The sequence below is a fragment of the Gilliamella sp. B3023 genome (genome assembly GCF_026536845.1).
GTDB lineage: Bacteria > Pseudomonadota > Gammaproteobacteria > Enterobacterales > Orbaceae > Gilliamella > Gilliamella apicola_E.
The window spans coordinates 14,462-30,749 of record NZ_JAFNNH010000002.1; the positions used below are offsets into that span (position 1 = coordinate 14,462).

At 35.6% G+C, this 16,288-nt stretch carries 13 protein-coding genes; 11 read left to right on the forward strand and 2 right to left on the reverse strand.

Annotated features, from left to right (window positions below):
- Positions 1 to 238: 238 nt before the first annotated feature.
- From J3U16_RS01510 to J3U16_RS01520, 3 genes are read left to right on the forward strand one after another with little or no spacing between them, the layout of a single operon-like run.
- Complete coding sequence (locus J3U16_RS01510; protein WP_267342415.1) at positions 239 to 1,360, forward strand: glycosyltransferase family 4 protein; 1,122 nt, start codon at positions 239 to 241, stop codon at positions 1,358 to 1,360.
- Positions 1,353 to 2,156 (forward strand): lipopolysaccharide core heptose(I) kinase RfaP, encoded by an 804-nt coding sequence (gene rfaP / locus J3U16_RS01515; RefSeq protein ID WP_220225087.1) that lies wholly within the window; start codon positions 1,353 to 1,355, stop codon positions 2,154 to 2,156. The genes J3U16_RS01510 and rfaP overlap by 8 nt, the downstream gene beginning before the upstream one ends.
- 15 nt (positions 2,157 to 2,171) lie before the next feature.
- Positions 2,172 to 3,797 (forward strand): DUF2813 domain-containing protein, encoded by a 1,626-nt coding sequence (locus J3U16_RS01520; protein WP_267342416.1) that lies wholly within the window; start codon positions 2,172 to 2,174, stop codon positions 3,795 to 3,797.
- Positions 3,798 to 3,858: 61 nt separating this feature from the next.
- Here the strand turns inward: J3U16_RS01520 and ettA are convergent, their stop codons facing one another.
- The gene (gene ettA / locus J3U16_RS01525) at positions 3,859 to 5,526 is read right to left on the reverse strand and encodes an energy-dependent translational throttle protein EttA (protein ID WP_267342417.1); all 1,668 of its coding nucleotides are present in this window, start codon (positions 5,524 to 5,526) and stop codon (positions 3,859 to 3,861) included.
- A 225-nt stretch (positions 5,527 to 5,751) separates the two neighbouring features.
- Here ettA and J3U16_RS01530 point away from each other — a divergent pair, with 225 nt between their 5' ends.
- Positions 5,752 to 6,603 (forward strand): YcxB family protein, encoded by an 852-nt coding sequence (locus J3U16_RS01530; RefSeq protein WP_267342419.1) that lies wholly within the window; start codon positions 5,752 to 5,754, stop codon positions 6,601 to 6,603.
- A gap of 53 nt (positions 6,604 to 6,656) precedes the next feature.
- Here the strand turns inward: J3U16_RS01530 and nfsB are convergent, their stop codons facing one another.
- Positions 6,657 to 7,301, reverse strand: coding sequence for an oxygen-insensitive NAD(P)H nitroreductase (gene nfsB, locus J3U16_RS01535; protein ID WP_065562275.1), 645 nt, complete (start codon positions 7,299 to 7,301; stop codon positions 6,657 to 6,659).
- Positions 7,302 to 7,757: 456 nt separating this feature from the next.
- On the opposite strand from nfsB, the gene J3U16_RS01540 reads away from it, so the two are divergent.
- From J3U16_RS01540 to leuD, 7 genes are all read left to right on the forward strand, one after another.
- Positions 7,758 to 8,840 (forward strand): Gfo/Idh/MocA family protein, encoded by a 1,083-nt coding sequence (locus J3U16_RS01540; protein ID WP_065734238.1) that lies wholly within the window; start codon positions 7,758 to 7,760, stop codon positions 8,838 to 8,840.
- Between the two features lie 10 nt (positions 8,841 to 8,850).
- Complete coding sequence (locus tag J3U16_RS01545; protein WP_267338222.1) at positions 8,851 to 9,738, forward strand: sugar phosphate isomerase/epimerase family protein; 888 nt, start codon at positions 8,851 to 8,853, stop codon at positions 9,736 to 9,738.
- A 16-nt stretch (positions 9,739 to 9,754) separates the two neighbouring features.
- On the forward strand, positions 9,755 to 11,062 hold the full coding sequence (locus J3U16_RS01550) for an MFS transporter (protein ID WP_267342421.1): 1,308 nt from the start codon (positions 9,755 to 9,757) through the stop codon (positions 11,060 to 11,062).
- Positions 11,063 to 11,396: 334 nt separating this feature from the next.
- On the forward strand, positions 11,397 to 12,944 hold the full coding sequence (gene leuA / locus J3U16_RS01555; protein WP_065734235.1) for a 2-isopropylmalate synthase: 1,548 nt from the start codon (positions 11,397 to 11,399) through the stop codon (positions 12,942 to 12,944).
- 61 nt (positions 12,945 to 13,005) lie between these two features.
- Positions 13,006 to 14,085, forward strand: coding sequence for a 3-isopropylmalate dehydrogenase (gene leuB, locus J3U16_RS01560; protein WP_267342423.1), 1,080 nt, complete (start codon positions 13,006 to 13,008; stop codon positions 14,083 to 14,085).
- 64 nt (positions 14,086 to 14,149) lie between these two features.
- Positions 14,150 to 15,559: a 3-isopropylmalate dehydratase large subunit gene (gene leuC / locus J3U16_RS01565; protein WP_267330078.1), complete on the forward strand. Its 1,410-nt coding sequence runs from the start codon at positions 14,150 to 14,152 to the stop codon at positions 15,557 to 15,559.
- A gap of 11 nt (positions 15,560 to 15,570) precedes the next feature.
- A complete protein-coding gene (gene leuD / locus J3U16_RS01570) occupies positions 15,571 to 16,173 on the forward strand; it encodes a 3-isopropylmalate dehydratase small subunit (RefSeq protein WP_065562279.1) in 603 nt (200 codons plus the stop codon).
- The last annotated feature ends 115 nt before the right edge of the window (positions 16,174 to 16,288 follow it).

The following is a 16,288-nucleotide window of genomic DNA, read 5'->3' on the forward strand; positions in this document are numbered from 1 at the left end:
TGTCTAAAACAATCATTTATTTTTTAGTTCTTTTAATATTGTTAATAAGAAATGAAAAGATAATTATTTGCGATTCTAACCGTTAAAATCGCTTTTAGATTCTATTTAGTTTTTACTATTTCACTCTTAAATACTGGAATTTATAAATAGTCTTAACAATCCTTGTAGGCAAAATCAAGCTTTGCGCATCAATCAAGAGTGAGTATATAATATTCCTTTCTGACTTGAGGCAATCTAGATGCAACTAGCTTTTTGTATTTATAAATATTTCCCTTTTGGCGGGTTACAACGTGATTTCTTGCAAATTGCTACCGCTTGCCAAGCTCGTGGACATCAGATCCGTGTTTATGTATTGGACTGGCAAGGTGATAAACCAGCTGGGATTGATATTATTATCGTGCCCCAAAAAGGATTCTCTAACCATAGCCGAAATCAAGCCTATTATCATTGGGTGAAAGCTCACTTACAAGCTAATCCAGTAAACTGTGTGGTGGGTTTTAATAAAATGCCTGATTTGGATGTCTATTTTGCTGGAGATACTTGTTTTGCTGAAAAAGCCGCTCATAAAGGCTTTCTTTATAGATTATCGAAACGTTGCAAGCACTATTTAGCATTTGAAAAATCGGTATTTTCACCTAGTTCACAAACTAAAATCATGGTGCTAACTAAGCAACAAATTCAAGATTTTAAGAATCACTATCATACCCAAGATGAGCGATTTTTTTTATTACCGCCAGGGATTGCTTTAGATCGAAAATATTGTGCTGATAGCCCCAAAAAACGTGAACAATTTCGACAAGCTAATCAAATTAGCTTAGATGATTTTGTAATTGTGCAAATTGGGTCAGATTTTAAACGTAAGGGAGTTGACCGTTCTTTGAGAGCTATTGCAGCTTTACCCGATGCGCTTAGGCAGAAAGTTAGCTATCTGGTCGTAGGACAGGATAATCCTGAACCTTATCAGAAGTTAGCCGATGACTTAGGCATTAGTAAACAAGTGCGTTTTTTCTCCGGTCGTAATGATATTCCTGATTTTCTATTTTCAGCCGATCTCTTGTTGCATCCGGCAAGGCAAGAAGCCGCAGGCATGGTATTGATTGAAGCTTTAGCGGCTGGGGTACCGGTGATTGTGTCGGGTATTTCTGGGTATGCTTATCATATCAGCCAAGCTAATGCCGGCATTGTGCTGCCAGAACCTTATGATCAAAGCACATTGAATCAAGCGTTAGAACGGTCTATTAGTGATAAGGAGCAATGGGGTAATTGGCATAATCATGCGATTGCTTATGGTGATAGTGAAGATTTATATCATCTAGCACAACGCGCAGCAGACATTATTTTAGGATGTCGTTATGAATGAAATCAAACTAAAATCACCCTTTAAAGAGTTATGGTTAGGTAAAGATCCATTCACTGAAGTTGAATTAATTTCAGGTAAAGTTTATCGTGCGGTTAAACAAAGAAAAACCCTTAATTTTGAGTTGGATGGTGAATCTTATTTTATTAAAATTCATCGTGGCAGCACGGTTAAAGAGATTGTAAAAAACCTTATTTCTTTACGTTTGCCAGTTCTAGATGCTAAACAAGAGTGGGATGCAATTCATCGTTTAGAGCAAGTTGGTGTTAATACGATGGATGGGCGAGCTTTTGGGCGCAAGGGATTAAATCCGCTTACTCGGCATTCGTTTATTATTACTAAAGATCTTAATCCAACCATTAGTTTAGAGGATTTTACTCGACCATGGTTAGACAATCCACCTAGCTATCATTTAAAACGTTCGTTAACTATTTATTTAGCTAATATGACCGCTAAAATGCACGGCGCGGGTGTGAATCACCGTGATTGTTATTTGTGTCATTTTTTGTTGGATTTACCGTTATATGAAAATAGTGAAGAAATAAAACTTTCTGTAATTGATCTTCATCGAGCACAAACACGTGATAAAGTCCCGACGCGTTGGCGTGATAAAGATTTAATTGGACTTTACTTTTCATCAATTAATATTGGGCTAACTCAGCGAGATATTTGGCGTTTTTTAAGAACCTATTTTAATAAACCCATTAAAGCCATTGTACGTGATGAGCATAAGTTAATTGATAGTGCTAAGCGTAAAGCTGAGCGCATTGCGAAACGAACTGAAAAGTACCAACTTTAACCATAAGGATATGTCATGTTTATTGAACAAATTGATATCAAAGGGTTTAGAGGAATTAAGCAACTTTCGTTAAAACTTAACGCTAAATCAAGCGTTCTAATTGGTGAAAATCAATGGGGGAAATCAAGTTTACTTAGTGCGTTAAAGTTGCTAACTCTAGATAATAAGTTTTATCAGTTTGTCGATTCAGATTTCTATTATGATAATGATAATGATGGTAATCATATCTCAATAAATGTTGTCTATTGTGAATCCTATCCAAATCAATTAAATGAACAAGCTTATCAACCTTTGCAAGCCGTTAGCTATAGCTCGCAGTTAGATAATTTATATCGAATTACTTACCAAATGAGTGCTCAAAAAAGTGGTGATAGTATTATCACTGAGCATCATTTGTTAAATGAGCACGGACAGTTGTTAAAATTAGATGATTCTAAGTTATTAATTGCTATTTTAATTAATTTGAATCCAGTGATGCCGCTTAAAAATTCGATTAATGCTAAAGATTTACCTGTTACTAATCAACCTTTATCACAACACTTTATTGACCAGCTTTCCGAACAGTTAAAAGCCCATTCAGAGCAATTGAGCCAAGCTGAACTTAATCGAGGATTACAAGCTGCTCGTTCATTATTAGAATACTATTTTGTTGATTATCAACAACGTTCTAATTATAAAAAAATGGCGCAAAAAAATAATCCAAAAATAGAAGATTGGAATTCTCTTGAGCGCATCAATAATATTTTGGATGATTTGGATAATGATTATCTACGTACTGCCCTTTTAGGTATATTTGGTTCTATTGTTAATGCTAAGGGTGATAATCCTCTATCACACAGTTCAGTCCCTATTTTAATTTTGGAAGAGCCAGAAAGTCAGCTACATCCAATTATTTTATCGGTTGGCTTTCGATTATTGAAAAATTTACCCGCTCAAAAAATTATTACCTCTAATTCAAGTGATTTGGTGTCGTTATTTCCTTTGGAGAGTATTTATCGATTAATCCGACTTCCAGATCAAATTGTCACTAAGTACATTTCACCTCATTCATTGAGTGTTGCCGATAGTCGACGCATTTTATTCCATGTCCTTTATCGACGCCCTACAGCCCTATTTGCCCGTTGTTGGTTACTGGTTGAGGGTGAAACTGAAGTGTGGTTATTAAGAGAGCTCGCAGAACAAAGTGGTTATCACTTAAGTTCGGAAGGAATTCAATTGTTAGAATTTGCGCAATGTGGTTTAAAACCATTAATCCATTATGCAAATAAAATGGGCATTCGTTGGTACGTGATTACTGATGGCGATATGGCTGGAAAAAAATATGCCGAAACCGTGCAATCACAATGTGCTCCAGGTGAAAATCTAAACGATTATATTACTGTATTACCCGCGCGTGATATTGAAAACTTTTTATTCAAACATGGCTTTAGTCATGTCTATAAATTAGCTGCTTATAATACCGTTGCTCATATTGATATGTCGGTACCCAAAATTATTCAAAAGGCGATCCATAAAAGTTCAAAACCAGATTTGGCTATTGCAGTGTGTGATGATGCTAAAGCTCGAGGTATTACAGCAATTCCAAGATTATTAACCGATACTTTTGCTAAGTTGGTTAAGACATCTAAATCCTTGCTTTAAATTTTTATTGATTAGAGATTGATAAATCCGCCGATAACTTTCGGCGGAATAATTTATGAAGTTATTTTGTAATTCGTTTATATTTGGCTCGTTTAGGTTCAAGTGCCTCCGCGCCTAAAGTGCGTTTTTTCCACTCTTCATATTCGGTAAAGTTACCTTCAAAGAACTCCACATGCCCTTCGTCTTGGTAATCGAGAATATGAGTTGCAATGCGGTCTAAGAACCAACGGTCATGCGAAATAACTAATGCACAGCCCGGAAATTCTAATAACGCATTTTCAAGCGCTCGCAGTGTTTCAACATCTAAGTCATTGGTTGGCTCATCGAGTAATAGTACATTACCACCAACTTGTAATAACTTAGCTAAATGCACCCGACCACGTTCACCACCAGACAATTCACCAACTCGTTTTTGTTGATCCACACCTTTAAAATTAAAGCGACCAACATAAGCACGGCTTGGGATTTCGAAGTTACCAATACGCATGATGTCTTGTCCATTTGAAATTTCATCCCAAACAGTCTTATTATCATCCATACTGTCACGGAATTGATCGACAGAGGCAAGTTGTACGGTATCACCTAATGTGATAGTTCCTGAATCTGGTTGTTCTTTACCCGATAGCATTCTAAATAGCGTCGATTTACCCGCACCATTTGGACCAATGATCCCAACAATCGCCCCTTTAGGAATACTAAATGAGAGATTATCGATTAATACTCGATCGCCATATGATTTAGTTAAATTAGCGACTTCAATGACTTTATCACCTAAACGTTGCCCAGGCGGAATAAAGAGTTCATTGGTCTCATTACGTTTTTGGTAATCGTTGCTATTAAGCTCTTCAAAACGGGCTAAACGAGCTTTGCTTTTTGCTTGTCGCCCTTTCGGATTTTGACGCACCCATTCAAGCTCTTTTTCAATCGACTTACGGCGAGCGGATTCGGTTGCCGCTTCTTGCGCTAATCGCTGATCTTTCTGTTCAAGCCAAGAAGAGTAATTACCTTCCCATGGAATACCTTCACCACGGTCTAGCTCTAAAATCCAACCAGCAACATTGTCTAAGAAGTAACGGTCATGGGTTACAGCGACCACCGTGCCTTCATAGTCATGTAAAAAGCGTTCTAACCATGCGACAGATTCAGCATCTAAATGGTTAGTTGGTTCGTCAATTAATAACATGTCCGGTTTTTCCAGCAATAACTGACAAATAGCAACACGACGGCGTTCACCACCGGATAAATTTTCGATTTTTGCATCCCAATCCGGTAGACGCAAGGCGTCAGCTGCTCGCTCTAGTTGGTTATCTAAATTATGCGCATCTTGCGATTGTATGATTGCTTCAAGTTCCGCTTGTTCTTTGGCTAATTTGTCAAAATCAGCATCTGGATCAGCATAAGCCGCATACACTTCATCTAAACGAGCCAAAGCTTTTTTGGCATCACCAACGGCTTGCTCAATAGCTTCACGTACAGTTTGCTTAGGATCAAGTTTAGGTTCTTGCGGTAAATAACCTATTTTAATGTCCGGCTGTGGACGAGATTCACCTTCAATTTCGGTATCCACTCCAGCCATAATTCGTAGTAATGTCGATTTACCTGCCCCATTTAAGCCAAGAACACCAATTTTGGCACCGGGGAAAAAACTTAATGAGATATCTTTTAAAATATAACGTTTAGGAGGAACAATCTTCCCAACACGATTCATGGTATAAACATATTGCGCCATAAAACATCATCCGTTTGTTAAATTAATCATAGCTAAGTTAATTTTACTTGCTATAAAAGTCATGCCGTATATTGTAACGTTTCTGTCAATGGGGTCTAGGGTTATTTGTCGAATTGATTAGATTTATTCACTGTCGGTTTTGTTTTTTACATGCAATTTAATCGGTTTTATATATAATCAATTAAATTGACAGTATTAGTGATAAAGACCATTTTAGGAGCAAGGATGAGTAATATCACCGTTAATTGCCACATTGATCGACAATATTTAGTTGATACTTATTACGCACTGCTAGATTGTTTAGATAATGATTTTGCACAGCAATTAGATGATTCGATTGCTGATAATATGCGTAATTTTACCTTCACCTTCGATAATGAAAAAATAGTACAGCTAAATAGAGATAAAAACGAAGTCAGTACTTTCTATTACTCTGATTTGTATCAAATAAAAGAAACCACAACTGGATTATTTTTTTTTAGTAATAAGATTATTTTTGAATTTGTTCGTTTTGATCTGTTTCAACCGGATGAGTTACTGCTGCTAAAAGATTATCTGGCTCCTTATTTAAGCAAAAACCAACAACCCGAAATAGCAACGGTAAATTATCAATTTGACTATCAAAAAGTATATGCTTTTATTTGTTATCAATTTCGAAATTCAAGAAAAAGGATGTTTATTTTATCTACTATCCTTTTATTTTTGAGTTTGTTGCTATTTCCAAAAAATCCTACTTTATCAGTACTAATTTTCATACTGCCTATTTTATTACTTACCTTATTTTTGGCTAATTTTAAAAAACAATCAAAAAAGCAGGTTTTAACATTGAATGAACGCTTTGGCAGTATGACCTGTATTTTTTATGATGATCATCTAACATTCAATTACAAAAAAACAGTTGGATCTTTTAATATTAACTATGCTGAATTTCATAAAATAGATAAAACATCAAAAGGTTATGTGTTTTTCATACAAGAGAGTTCGGGGTATTACTTTTTTTATAACGAGTTTAGTTTAGAACAACAACAAGCGCTGGAAGAGAAACTGAAACACTATAAAAATTATTCAGTGAAATAAAAACATACCTTTTTTACTCATCCCACCTAATACGAGGTGGGATGTTAATCAGATTATAAAAAGGTGAAGATTTGATCTTTCGGCAAACGTGATTTTGGACGATGCGCATTACCATCATCTTGAGCACGATAACCTAACGTTGCAACCACAATGCTTTTCAATCCTTTGCTTTTAAGATCTAAAATTTCATCCATTTTAGCAGAATCGTAACCCTCTATTGCGGTAGAATCAACACCAATTGCCGCAGCAGCAAAAAGCAATTGCCCTAATGCAATATAGGCTTGTTTACCTTCCCAGCACTGTTGTGATTCAGGTGTTTTGCTATTTAAATTTACAAAATAACGTCGTCCCTGATCTTGAGACGCCTTTAATTCCGCCGAAGGCAAACGACCGTCTTTCTCTTCTTGATTAAGGAGATTAACTAAATGGGCTTCATCCAACGGAGTTTTAATACAAAAAACAATAGTATGTGATGAGCCGGTGACACGTGGTTGATTAAAATCAGCTATTGCCGGCAAAATTTTATTTTTGGCCGCTTCATTATCAATAACATAAAAATGCCACGGTTGAGAGTTGACCGATGACGGACTGTTTCTTAAAACAGTTAATAACTGCTCAATCTTATCTTGGGGAATCTTTTTCGTTTTATCATAATGTTTGGTGGTATAACGTTTTTGTGAAATTTCGACAATATTCATAATGGCTCCAATAATTGATAATTAATTCTGAAATAGCGTTACTTGTGTAAAACTATTTTTTAGAGCAAAAAATGATACATAAATAATGAACATTCTTATTTTTGAAATGATTATTTTGAATCTATTGAAAAGTACTTATCAGGCACCTTATCGCTTATGCCCTTAAATTCCTACCATTTTGCATACTATTAAACTATTTTTCAATTTATTTCTTAGCGTTCATGTTTGATGAACCATTAATAATCAGTGATGGATATAGAAATTGATTTACTTTCAAAAAAATATAATCCTTTGGTTATGCCGAGTTAATCCTTAATTTGATAAATAGAAAATAATTTTTCCAAAAATGTGACCGGTATCAAATAATTTATTATTCGATTAATCTTATAATTGAAAAAAATTGATTCATTTTTTTTGAATCAATAAGTTACCAGTAACATTGGAGGATTTTATTGAATGGAAAATTTAAAAACAGCTATTGTTGGTTGTGGAAAAGTAGGACATTTTCACGCAAAAGCATTAATGAATTTAAAACAATCTAATTTTATTGCTGTTTGTGATCAGAACTTATCACGAGCTCAAGAATTTGCTAAACAGTATGGTGTTAAAGCCTATGATAATGTTGAGCAAATGATTTTAAATGAAGGAATTGAGATGTTGAGTATTTGTACTCCTCACCCTATCCATGCATCGGTCGCCATAACTGCAACAAGTTTAGGATGCCATATTCTTGTCGAAAAACCTTTAGCATCAAATTTAGCCGATTCTCATGCAATATTATCTGCTGCCAAAAACGGAAAAGCTAAAGTCGGAACCGTATGTCAACGTCGTTTTTATAGACCATGTTTAAGAATAAAAAAAGCAATTGATGAAGGAAAAATCGGAAAACCAATCATCGGAACAGTAACAATGTTAGGTTGGCGTGATAAGGCTTACTACGAGAGTGATCCTTGGAGAGGAACATGGAAAGGTGAAGGTGGAGGCGTTTTAGTCAATCAAGCTCCTCATCAACTGGATTTACTTTTATGGTACATGGGTGAAGTAGAAGAGGTTTATGGATTATGGAGTAACTTAAATCATCCTTATATCGAAGTCGAAGATACAGCCGTTGCAATTATTAAATTCAAGAATGGTGGTATAGGTAATGTGTTAGTAAGTAATTCTCAAAATCCTGCGCTATATGGAAAAGTACATATCCATGGTGAAAATGGAGCTTCTATTGGAGTACAAACTGATGGAGGTGCAATGTTTATTGCTGGTGTATCTTCAATTACTGAGCCCCCATATAATGATTTATGGACAATTCAAGGTGAGGAAGATCTGTTACAAACATGGAAAAAAGAAGATTGTGATTTTTTTAATAGTGTTGATTCCATGTACTATTATCATCAACTTCAAATTGAAGATTTTCTCAATTCAATAATAAACGATACACCTCCTTTAATTGATGGGCTTGCTGGTTTAAAAACTGTTGAGTTGATTGAAGCAATTTATCGAAGTACACAAAGCAATAAAGTTGTGAAGTTTCCTTTAGATTAGGAGTGCTATCGTGAAAATTGGATACAATCAATCAAATGCAATGAAATGCTCTAGTGTAGATAAAGATTTAGTCTTGTGTGAAAAAAATGGCTTTGATTTTATCGAACTAAGGTTAGATATGCTTCATGAATATCTAAAAGATCATGATATAAATGAATTAAAGCAATTTTTTGAAAAAAATAACTTAAAACCTCATGCATTAAATGCACTTTATACATTTTCAACATTATTTGATGGTTCTCAAAGCCAACAGGAGCAAGATTTAGTAGCAGAATTTATCTGGGGATGCGAAATAGCGCAAATAATTGGATCTGAATATTTTATTATTGTTCCCCCATTACAAAGAAATCCCGATGGCGGGCCATTTATTGGTTCATGGGAAGATAATTATAAAAATTCAGTACGAATCCTATCCCACTTATCAAATTTAGCTAAGCCCTATGGCATTAAACTTTGCTTTGAATTGGTTGGTTTTAATCGCAGCTCTGTTAGAACTGTTGAACAAGCCTGGCAAATAGTAAAAGCAGTAGATAAAGATAATGTTGGGTTAGTTATTGATTCTTTTAATCTTTATCTATACAACCGTTTGAACGACTTTTCAATAATAAAACAAATTCCTGTTAATAAAATTTTTGCTGTACATATAAATAATGGTGACGACGCACCTGATGAACAGTTATCTCAAGCATTACGTCGTTTTTGCGATAAAGGAGTACTCGATTTAAATAATTTTCTAATCACATTAAAAGATATGGGATACACAGGAATGGTTTCGATTGAAACATTTCGGCCTGAATATTGGGAAAAGACGCCTGAGTGGATAATCTCCCAAGCATATCAAACAACTCATAAAATCATGAGTGATTGTAACTGTTTAACTAATGGACGTTATGTATAACTAACAAGGAAATAACATGAAAGCAACAAAATCTCGATATTTTGTATTGGTGTTACTTTTTATTGTAACAGCAATCAATTATATGGATAGAGCAAATTTATCTGTAGCCGGCACAAGTATTCAAGCTGATTTTTCATTAACTCCAACACAACTTGGTCTTCTTTTTTCAATGTTTACTTGGGCATATGTTTTAAGTCAAATACCAGTTGGCTATATACTTGATCGAATTGGAGTACGAAAATTATACGGATGTGCAATTGTTTTATGGAGTATATTCACTCTACTTATGGGAATTGCTTCAAATCATTTATTTACCACAGCAACAGCATCATTCATTTTTTTACTGTTATGCAGAGCGTTAATAGGTGTAGCTGAAGCGCCATCTTTTCCAGCTAATACTAAAATAATATCAACTTGGTTTCCTACCCAAGAAAGAGCTAGTGCTACTGCACTTTATGCTTGTGCGCAATACATTGGCCTTGCGGGATTGACACCAATTTTAGCTTTCGTTGTGGCTAATTATGGTTGGGAAATGTCATTTTACGTTTGTGGTATTGTAGGTATCATCTTCGGTATTTATTGGTTAATCCGTTATCGTGATCCTCTAGATAGTAAAAATACTAATCAACTTGAAATTGATTACATAAAACAAGGAGGTGGTCTAGGACAAGCCCAAAAACGCCAAGAAAAAGTTGAATGGAAAGAAATTAGTTATGTGTTAAAGCAACGTAATTTTTTAGGCTTATGTATCGCTCAATTTGCCTTAAATTCAACCCTTTATTTCTTTCTTACTTGGTTTATTGTTTACCTAGAAAAAGGGTTACATTTATCTATATCTAAAGCTGGTATTGGGGCAATGTTCCCTTATATTATGGCGATGGTTGGATTATTATGCAGTGGATTTGTAAGTGATGCATTAATGAAAAAAGGCAAAAGTAGAACTTTTTCACGAAAATTACCATCAATTTTAGGGTTAGGTTTTGCTGGGGTTATGTGTTTAGCTAACTTTTTTGAAGATTATCCAGCTATTGCCATTGGTTTATTATCATTTGCTTTTTTTGCAAATGCTTTTGCAAATATCGGTTGGGTTTTACTAAGTGATATTGTACCAGCAAAAGTAATGGGTACAGTTGGAGGATTTTTCAATATTGCTGGTAACTGTGCGGGTATAATTACTCCAATTATCATGGGGTTAATTCTCGAATACACTAATAGTTTTGCTTATGCAATGTGTTATATCTCTGCTGTTTCTTTAATTGGGGCTCTTGCACACATTTTCATTATTAAAAAATTAGAAACAATAGAAATTCCTGAAGAAATCTAACGATAATTTAATTTTATTATGGTGATATTTGTTGCTGATATTTATTGTAATGAGTAATTAATATTCAAATAATCATTGACACAACAATGATCATTTGATAAAAATATCACCAATATTTTATAAATAATATAACAATTGAGAAGTTAATGATTAAATTTACTAGCCTCCTACTCAGCCTCCTCCTCGCATCGGTTTGCGCGGATAGCTTGTGTGTGGAGTAAAAGTGATTTAATACTTAACTCGATAGATTAACAAGAACCCGCGCTAAAGTGCGGGTTTTTTGTTTTCTTAACTTGAAATACCGAGATAGCACCAAAATATAAAGGAAATAACAATGAGCGATCAGATTATTATTTTTGACACAACATTACGTGATGGTGAGCAAGCGTTACAAGCAAGTTTAAGTGTTAAAGAAAAATTACAAATAGCTTTAGCATTAGAAAGAATGCGGGTTGATGTGATGGAAGTTGGTTTTCCTATCTCATCGCCTGGTGATTTTGAATCAGTACAAACTATCGCTAAAACCATTAAGAATAGTCGTGTATGTGCGTTGTCTCGTTGTATTGACAAAGATATTGATGTTGCCGCTGAAGCGCTAAAAGTAGCCGATCAATTTCGTATTCATACCTTTATGGCGACATCAACCTTACATGTTAAAGATAAATTAAAAATGACATTTGAAGATGTCGTTGAACGAGCGGTGCACTGTGTTAAACGTGCACGTAATTATACAGATGATGTGGAGTTTTCTTGTGAAGATGCAGGCCGTACCCCAATTGATAATTTATGTCGGATTGTTGAAGCAGCAATTCAAGCAGGGGCAACAACGATCAATATTCCGGATACTGTCGGTTATACTGTCCCTTATCAATTTGGTGGCATTATTCGTACCTTATTTGAACGTGTCCCGAACATTGATAAAGCGATTATCTCTGTTCATTGTCATGATGACTTGGGCATGTCGGTGGCTAACTCGATTAGCGCGATTCAGGAAGGTGCTCGGCAGATTGAAGGCGCGATGAATGGTTTAGGTGAACGAGCTGGTAATACTGCTTTAGAAGAAGTGATTATGGCGATCAAAGTTCGTCAAAATATCTTAAACGTTCACACTAATATCAATCATCAAGAAATCTACCGTACCAGCCAAATTGTAAGCCAAATTACTAATACACCAATACCGTCTAACAAGGCGGTTATTGGTAGCAATGCTTTTGCCCACTCTTCAGGAATACATCAAGATGGTGTATTAAAAAACCGCGAAACTTATGAAATCATGACACCAGAGTCGATCGGTTTAAATCAAATCCAATTAAATTTAACTTCACGCTCTGGTCGAGCAGCTGTTAAACATCGCCTAGAAGAATTGGGTTACCACGATAACGATTATAATTTAGATCAAGTTTATGAAGCTTTTTTAGAGCTTGCTGATAAAAAAGGCCAAGTTTTTGATTATGATTTAGAAGCTTTGATATTTATTAATCAACTTAAAGATGATCAAGAGCATTATGTTTTAGATTATTTTAATGTTCAATCAGGCTCTACTGTCGTTTCAACTGCGTCAGTAAGTTTGATTATTGGCGATCAAAAATATTCAGATGCGGCAACGGGTAATGGTCCAGTTGATGCAGTTTATCAAGCAATAAATCGTATTACCGGTGAACCAATTACCATTGTAAAATATCAATTAGCCTCTAAAGGTCAAGGTGAAAATGCCTTAGGTCAAGTTGATATCGTTGCCGAATATAAAGGACGCAAATTCCACGGTGTTGGGCTTGCGACTGATATTGTTCATTCATCCGCATTAGCATTAATTAATGTTTTAAATAATGTTTATAGAGCTAATCAAGTTGCTGAGCAAAAACAAAAATTGCACCACGATTAAAAAATAGATGCGATTTCGTTATTTATTGACGAAATGCTTAAATTAATTATAAGGAATAGATATGTCTCAAAATTACCATATTGCAGTATTACCTGGCGACGGTATTGGTCCAGAAGTGATGAAACAGGCTTATAAAGTACTTGAAGTCATTCGTCAAAAATATAACCTTGCAATTACGACTAGTGAATATGATGTCGGTGGTGCAGCAATTGATATTCATGGTTGTCCATTACCTAAAGAAACACTAGAAGGTTGTGAAAAAGCCGATGCTATTTTGTTTGGCTCAGTTGGTGGTCCAAAATGGACAAACTTACCGCCAGATCAACAACCTGAACGCGGAGCTTTATTACCATTACGAAAACATTTTAAATTATTTGCGAATATGCGCCCTGCTAGTTTATATCAAGGTTTAGAAGAATTATGTCCTTTACGTGAAGATATTGCTAAGCGTGGTTTTGATATTTTATGTATGCGTGAGCTAACTGGTGGTATCTATTTTGGTTTACCTAAAGGTCGTGAAGGTTCTGGCCCTCAAGAACGTGCTTTTGATACTGAAGTTTATCACCGCTTTGAAATTGAGCGTATAGCTAAAATGGCATTTGAAGCTGCAATAATTCGTCGTAAAAAAGTCACTTCTGTTGATAAAGCTAATGTATTACAAACATCAATATTGTGGCGTGAAGTTGTAAACGAAGTTGCTAAACAATATCCAGATGTCGCACTTGAACATATGTATATCGATAATGCAACCATGCAACTTGTTAAAGATCCTTCTCAATTTGATGTATTATTATGTTCTAATTTATTTGGTGATATTCTATCTGATGAGTGCGCTATGATTACCGGTTCAATGGGAATGCTACCGTCTGCTAGCTTGAATGAAGATGGATTCGGATTATATGAACCAGCTGGCGGTAGTGCACCAGATATTGCTGGTAAAAATATTGCTAATCCAGCGGCACAAATTTTATCTTTAGCATTATTAGTGCGTTATAGTTTAAAACGTGATGATATCGCCAAAGCTATTGAAAATGCAGTTAATAAAGCTTTAGAACAAGGGACCCGCACTATCGATCTTGCTCGTGGTGGTAGTTATGTTTCAACCGATGAAATGGGTGATACCATTTGTCGTTTAATTTAATTTTTAGACTAAGGGTTAAGCTATCATTTTAACCCTTTTAAAGAATATTAAAGGAATATAAGCAATGTCTACAAAACCAAAAACATTGTATCAAAAATTATATGATGCACATGTTGTCTATGAAGCACCGAATGAGACCCCTATTTTGTATATCGATCGCCATTTGGTTCATGAAGTAACCTCTCCTCAAGCCTTTGATGGCTTACGAGCGATGAATCGTAAAGTCCGCCAACCTCATAAAACATTTGCTACGATGGATCACAATACTTCAACGAAAAGCAATGATTTAAGTGCTTGTAGCGAGATGGCTAGAATCCAATTAACTGAGTTAGCTAAGAATGCTGAAGAATTTGGCGTATCTTTATATGGTTTACAAAGTCCATTACGAGGTATCGTTCATGTTGTTGGACCTGAACAAGGCATGACATTGCCTGGTATGACCATTGTGTGTGGTGACTCACATACTGCAACGCATGGTGCTTTTGGTGCATTAGCTTTTGGTATTGGGACATCAGAAGTTGAACATGTTTTAGCTACCCAAACCTTAAAACAAGGTCGGGCTAAAACCATGAAAATTGAAGTAAAAGGCAAAGTAGCCAGTGGCATAACTGCTAAAGATATTATTTTAGCCATCATTGGCAAAACAACGAGCGCTGGTGGTACTGGCCATGTAGTTGAATTTTGCGGGGAAGCAATTACATCTTTGTCAATGGAAGGTCGAATGACATTATGTAACATGGCGATTGAAATGGGTGCCAAAGCTGGACTGGTTGCACCGGATGAAATCACATTTGAATATTTGAAAGGTCGACAATTTTCGCCTAAAGGGACATATTTTGAGCAAGCAGTCGCTTATTGGAAAACCTTAAAAACAGATGAAGGTGCACATTTCGATACGATTGTAACTTTGGAAGCTAAAGATATTGCTCCACAAGTAACTTGGGGAACTAACCCTGGTCAAGTAACCGCCATTGATAAGCAAGTTCCAAATCCACAAGATTTTTCTGATCCGATTGAAAAACAGTCTGCTGAACGTGCGTTAGCTTATATGGGTTTAACTGCTGGTACTAAGATGTCTGATATTAAGATCAATAAAGTGTTTATTGGCTCTTGCACGAATTCTCGTATCGAAGATCTTCGTGCTGCGGCAAAAGTCGCCAAAGGACGTAAAGTAGCTGATGGCGTTCAAGCTTTGGTTGTTCCAGGTTCTGGGCCTGTACGTGAACAAGCGGAAGCTGAAGGATTAGACAAAATTTTCATCGATGCAGGTTTTGAATGGCGTTTACCAGGATGTTCAATGTGTTTAGCGATGAATGATGATAAGTTAGCTCCTGGCGATCGCTGTGCATCAACCAGTAATCGTAATTTCGAAGGACGACAAGGACGTGATGCCAGAACACATTTAGTTAGCCCTGCAATGGCGGCGGCTGCTGCCATTACTGGTCATTTTACTGATATTCGCAAACCATTTTAAGGAGACTTGTCATGGCGAAATTTACAAAACATACTGGATTAGTCGTTCCTTTAGATGCTGCAAATGTGGATACTGATGCCATTATTCCTAAACAATTCTTACAGAAAGTTACTCGTACAGGATTTGGACAACATGCATTTCATGAATGGCGATTTTTAGATGATGCCGGTAAACAACCAAACCCTGAATTTGTGTTAAATAAACCTCGTTACAAGGGTGCGAGTATTTTATTAGCTCGTGAAAACTTTGGCTGTGGATCTTCTCGTGAACACGCTCCATGGGCATTAACAGATTATGGTTTTAAAACTATTATAGGATCGAGTTTTGCCGATATTTTTTATAATAACTCGTTCAATAATCAACTATTGTTAGTGAATCTACCTGAAGAAGATGTTGATGAGCTTTTCAAGATTGTAGAAGCCAACGAAGGAATTGAGTTTACTATTGATTTGGTTAACGAAGTTGTCATTGCTGGAGATAAACAATATCCTTTTAAAATTGATGCTTTTAAACGCCATTGTTTGTTAAATGGACTAGATAATATCGGTTTAACACTTCAACATGAAGATGCAATCAGTGCCTTTGAACATAAGATTCCAACATTTTTAGCTTAAAATCTTTATGAAAATATCATCGCTTATTGTTGTTTAAGCGATGATATCTCACACTACTTCTTAAATAAACTTTCAACTACACTTCATATAAATAACTAACCAAAGCTATACTTGT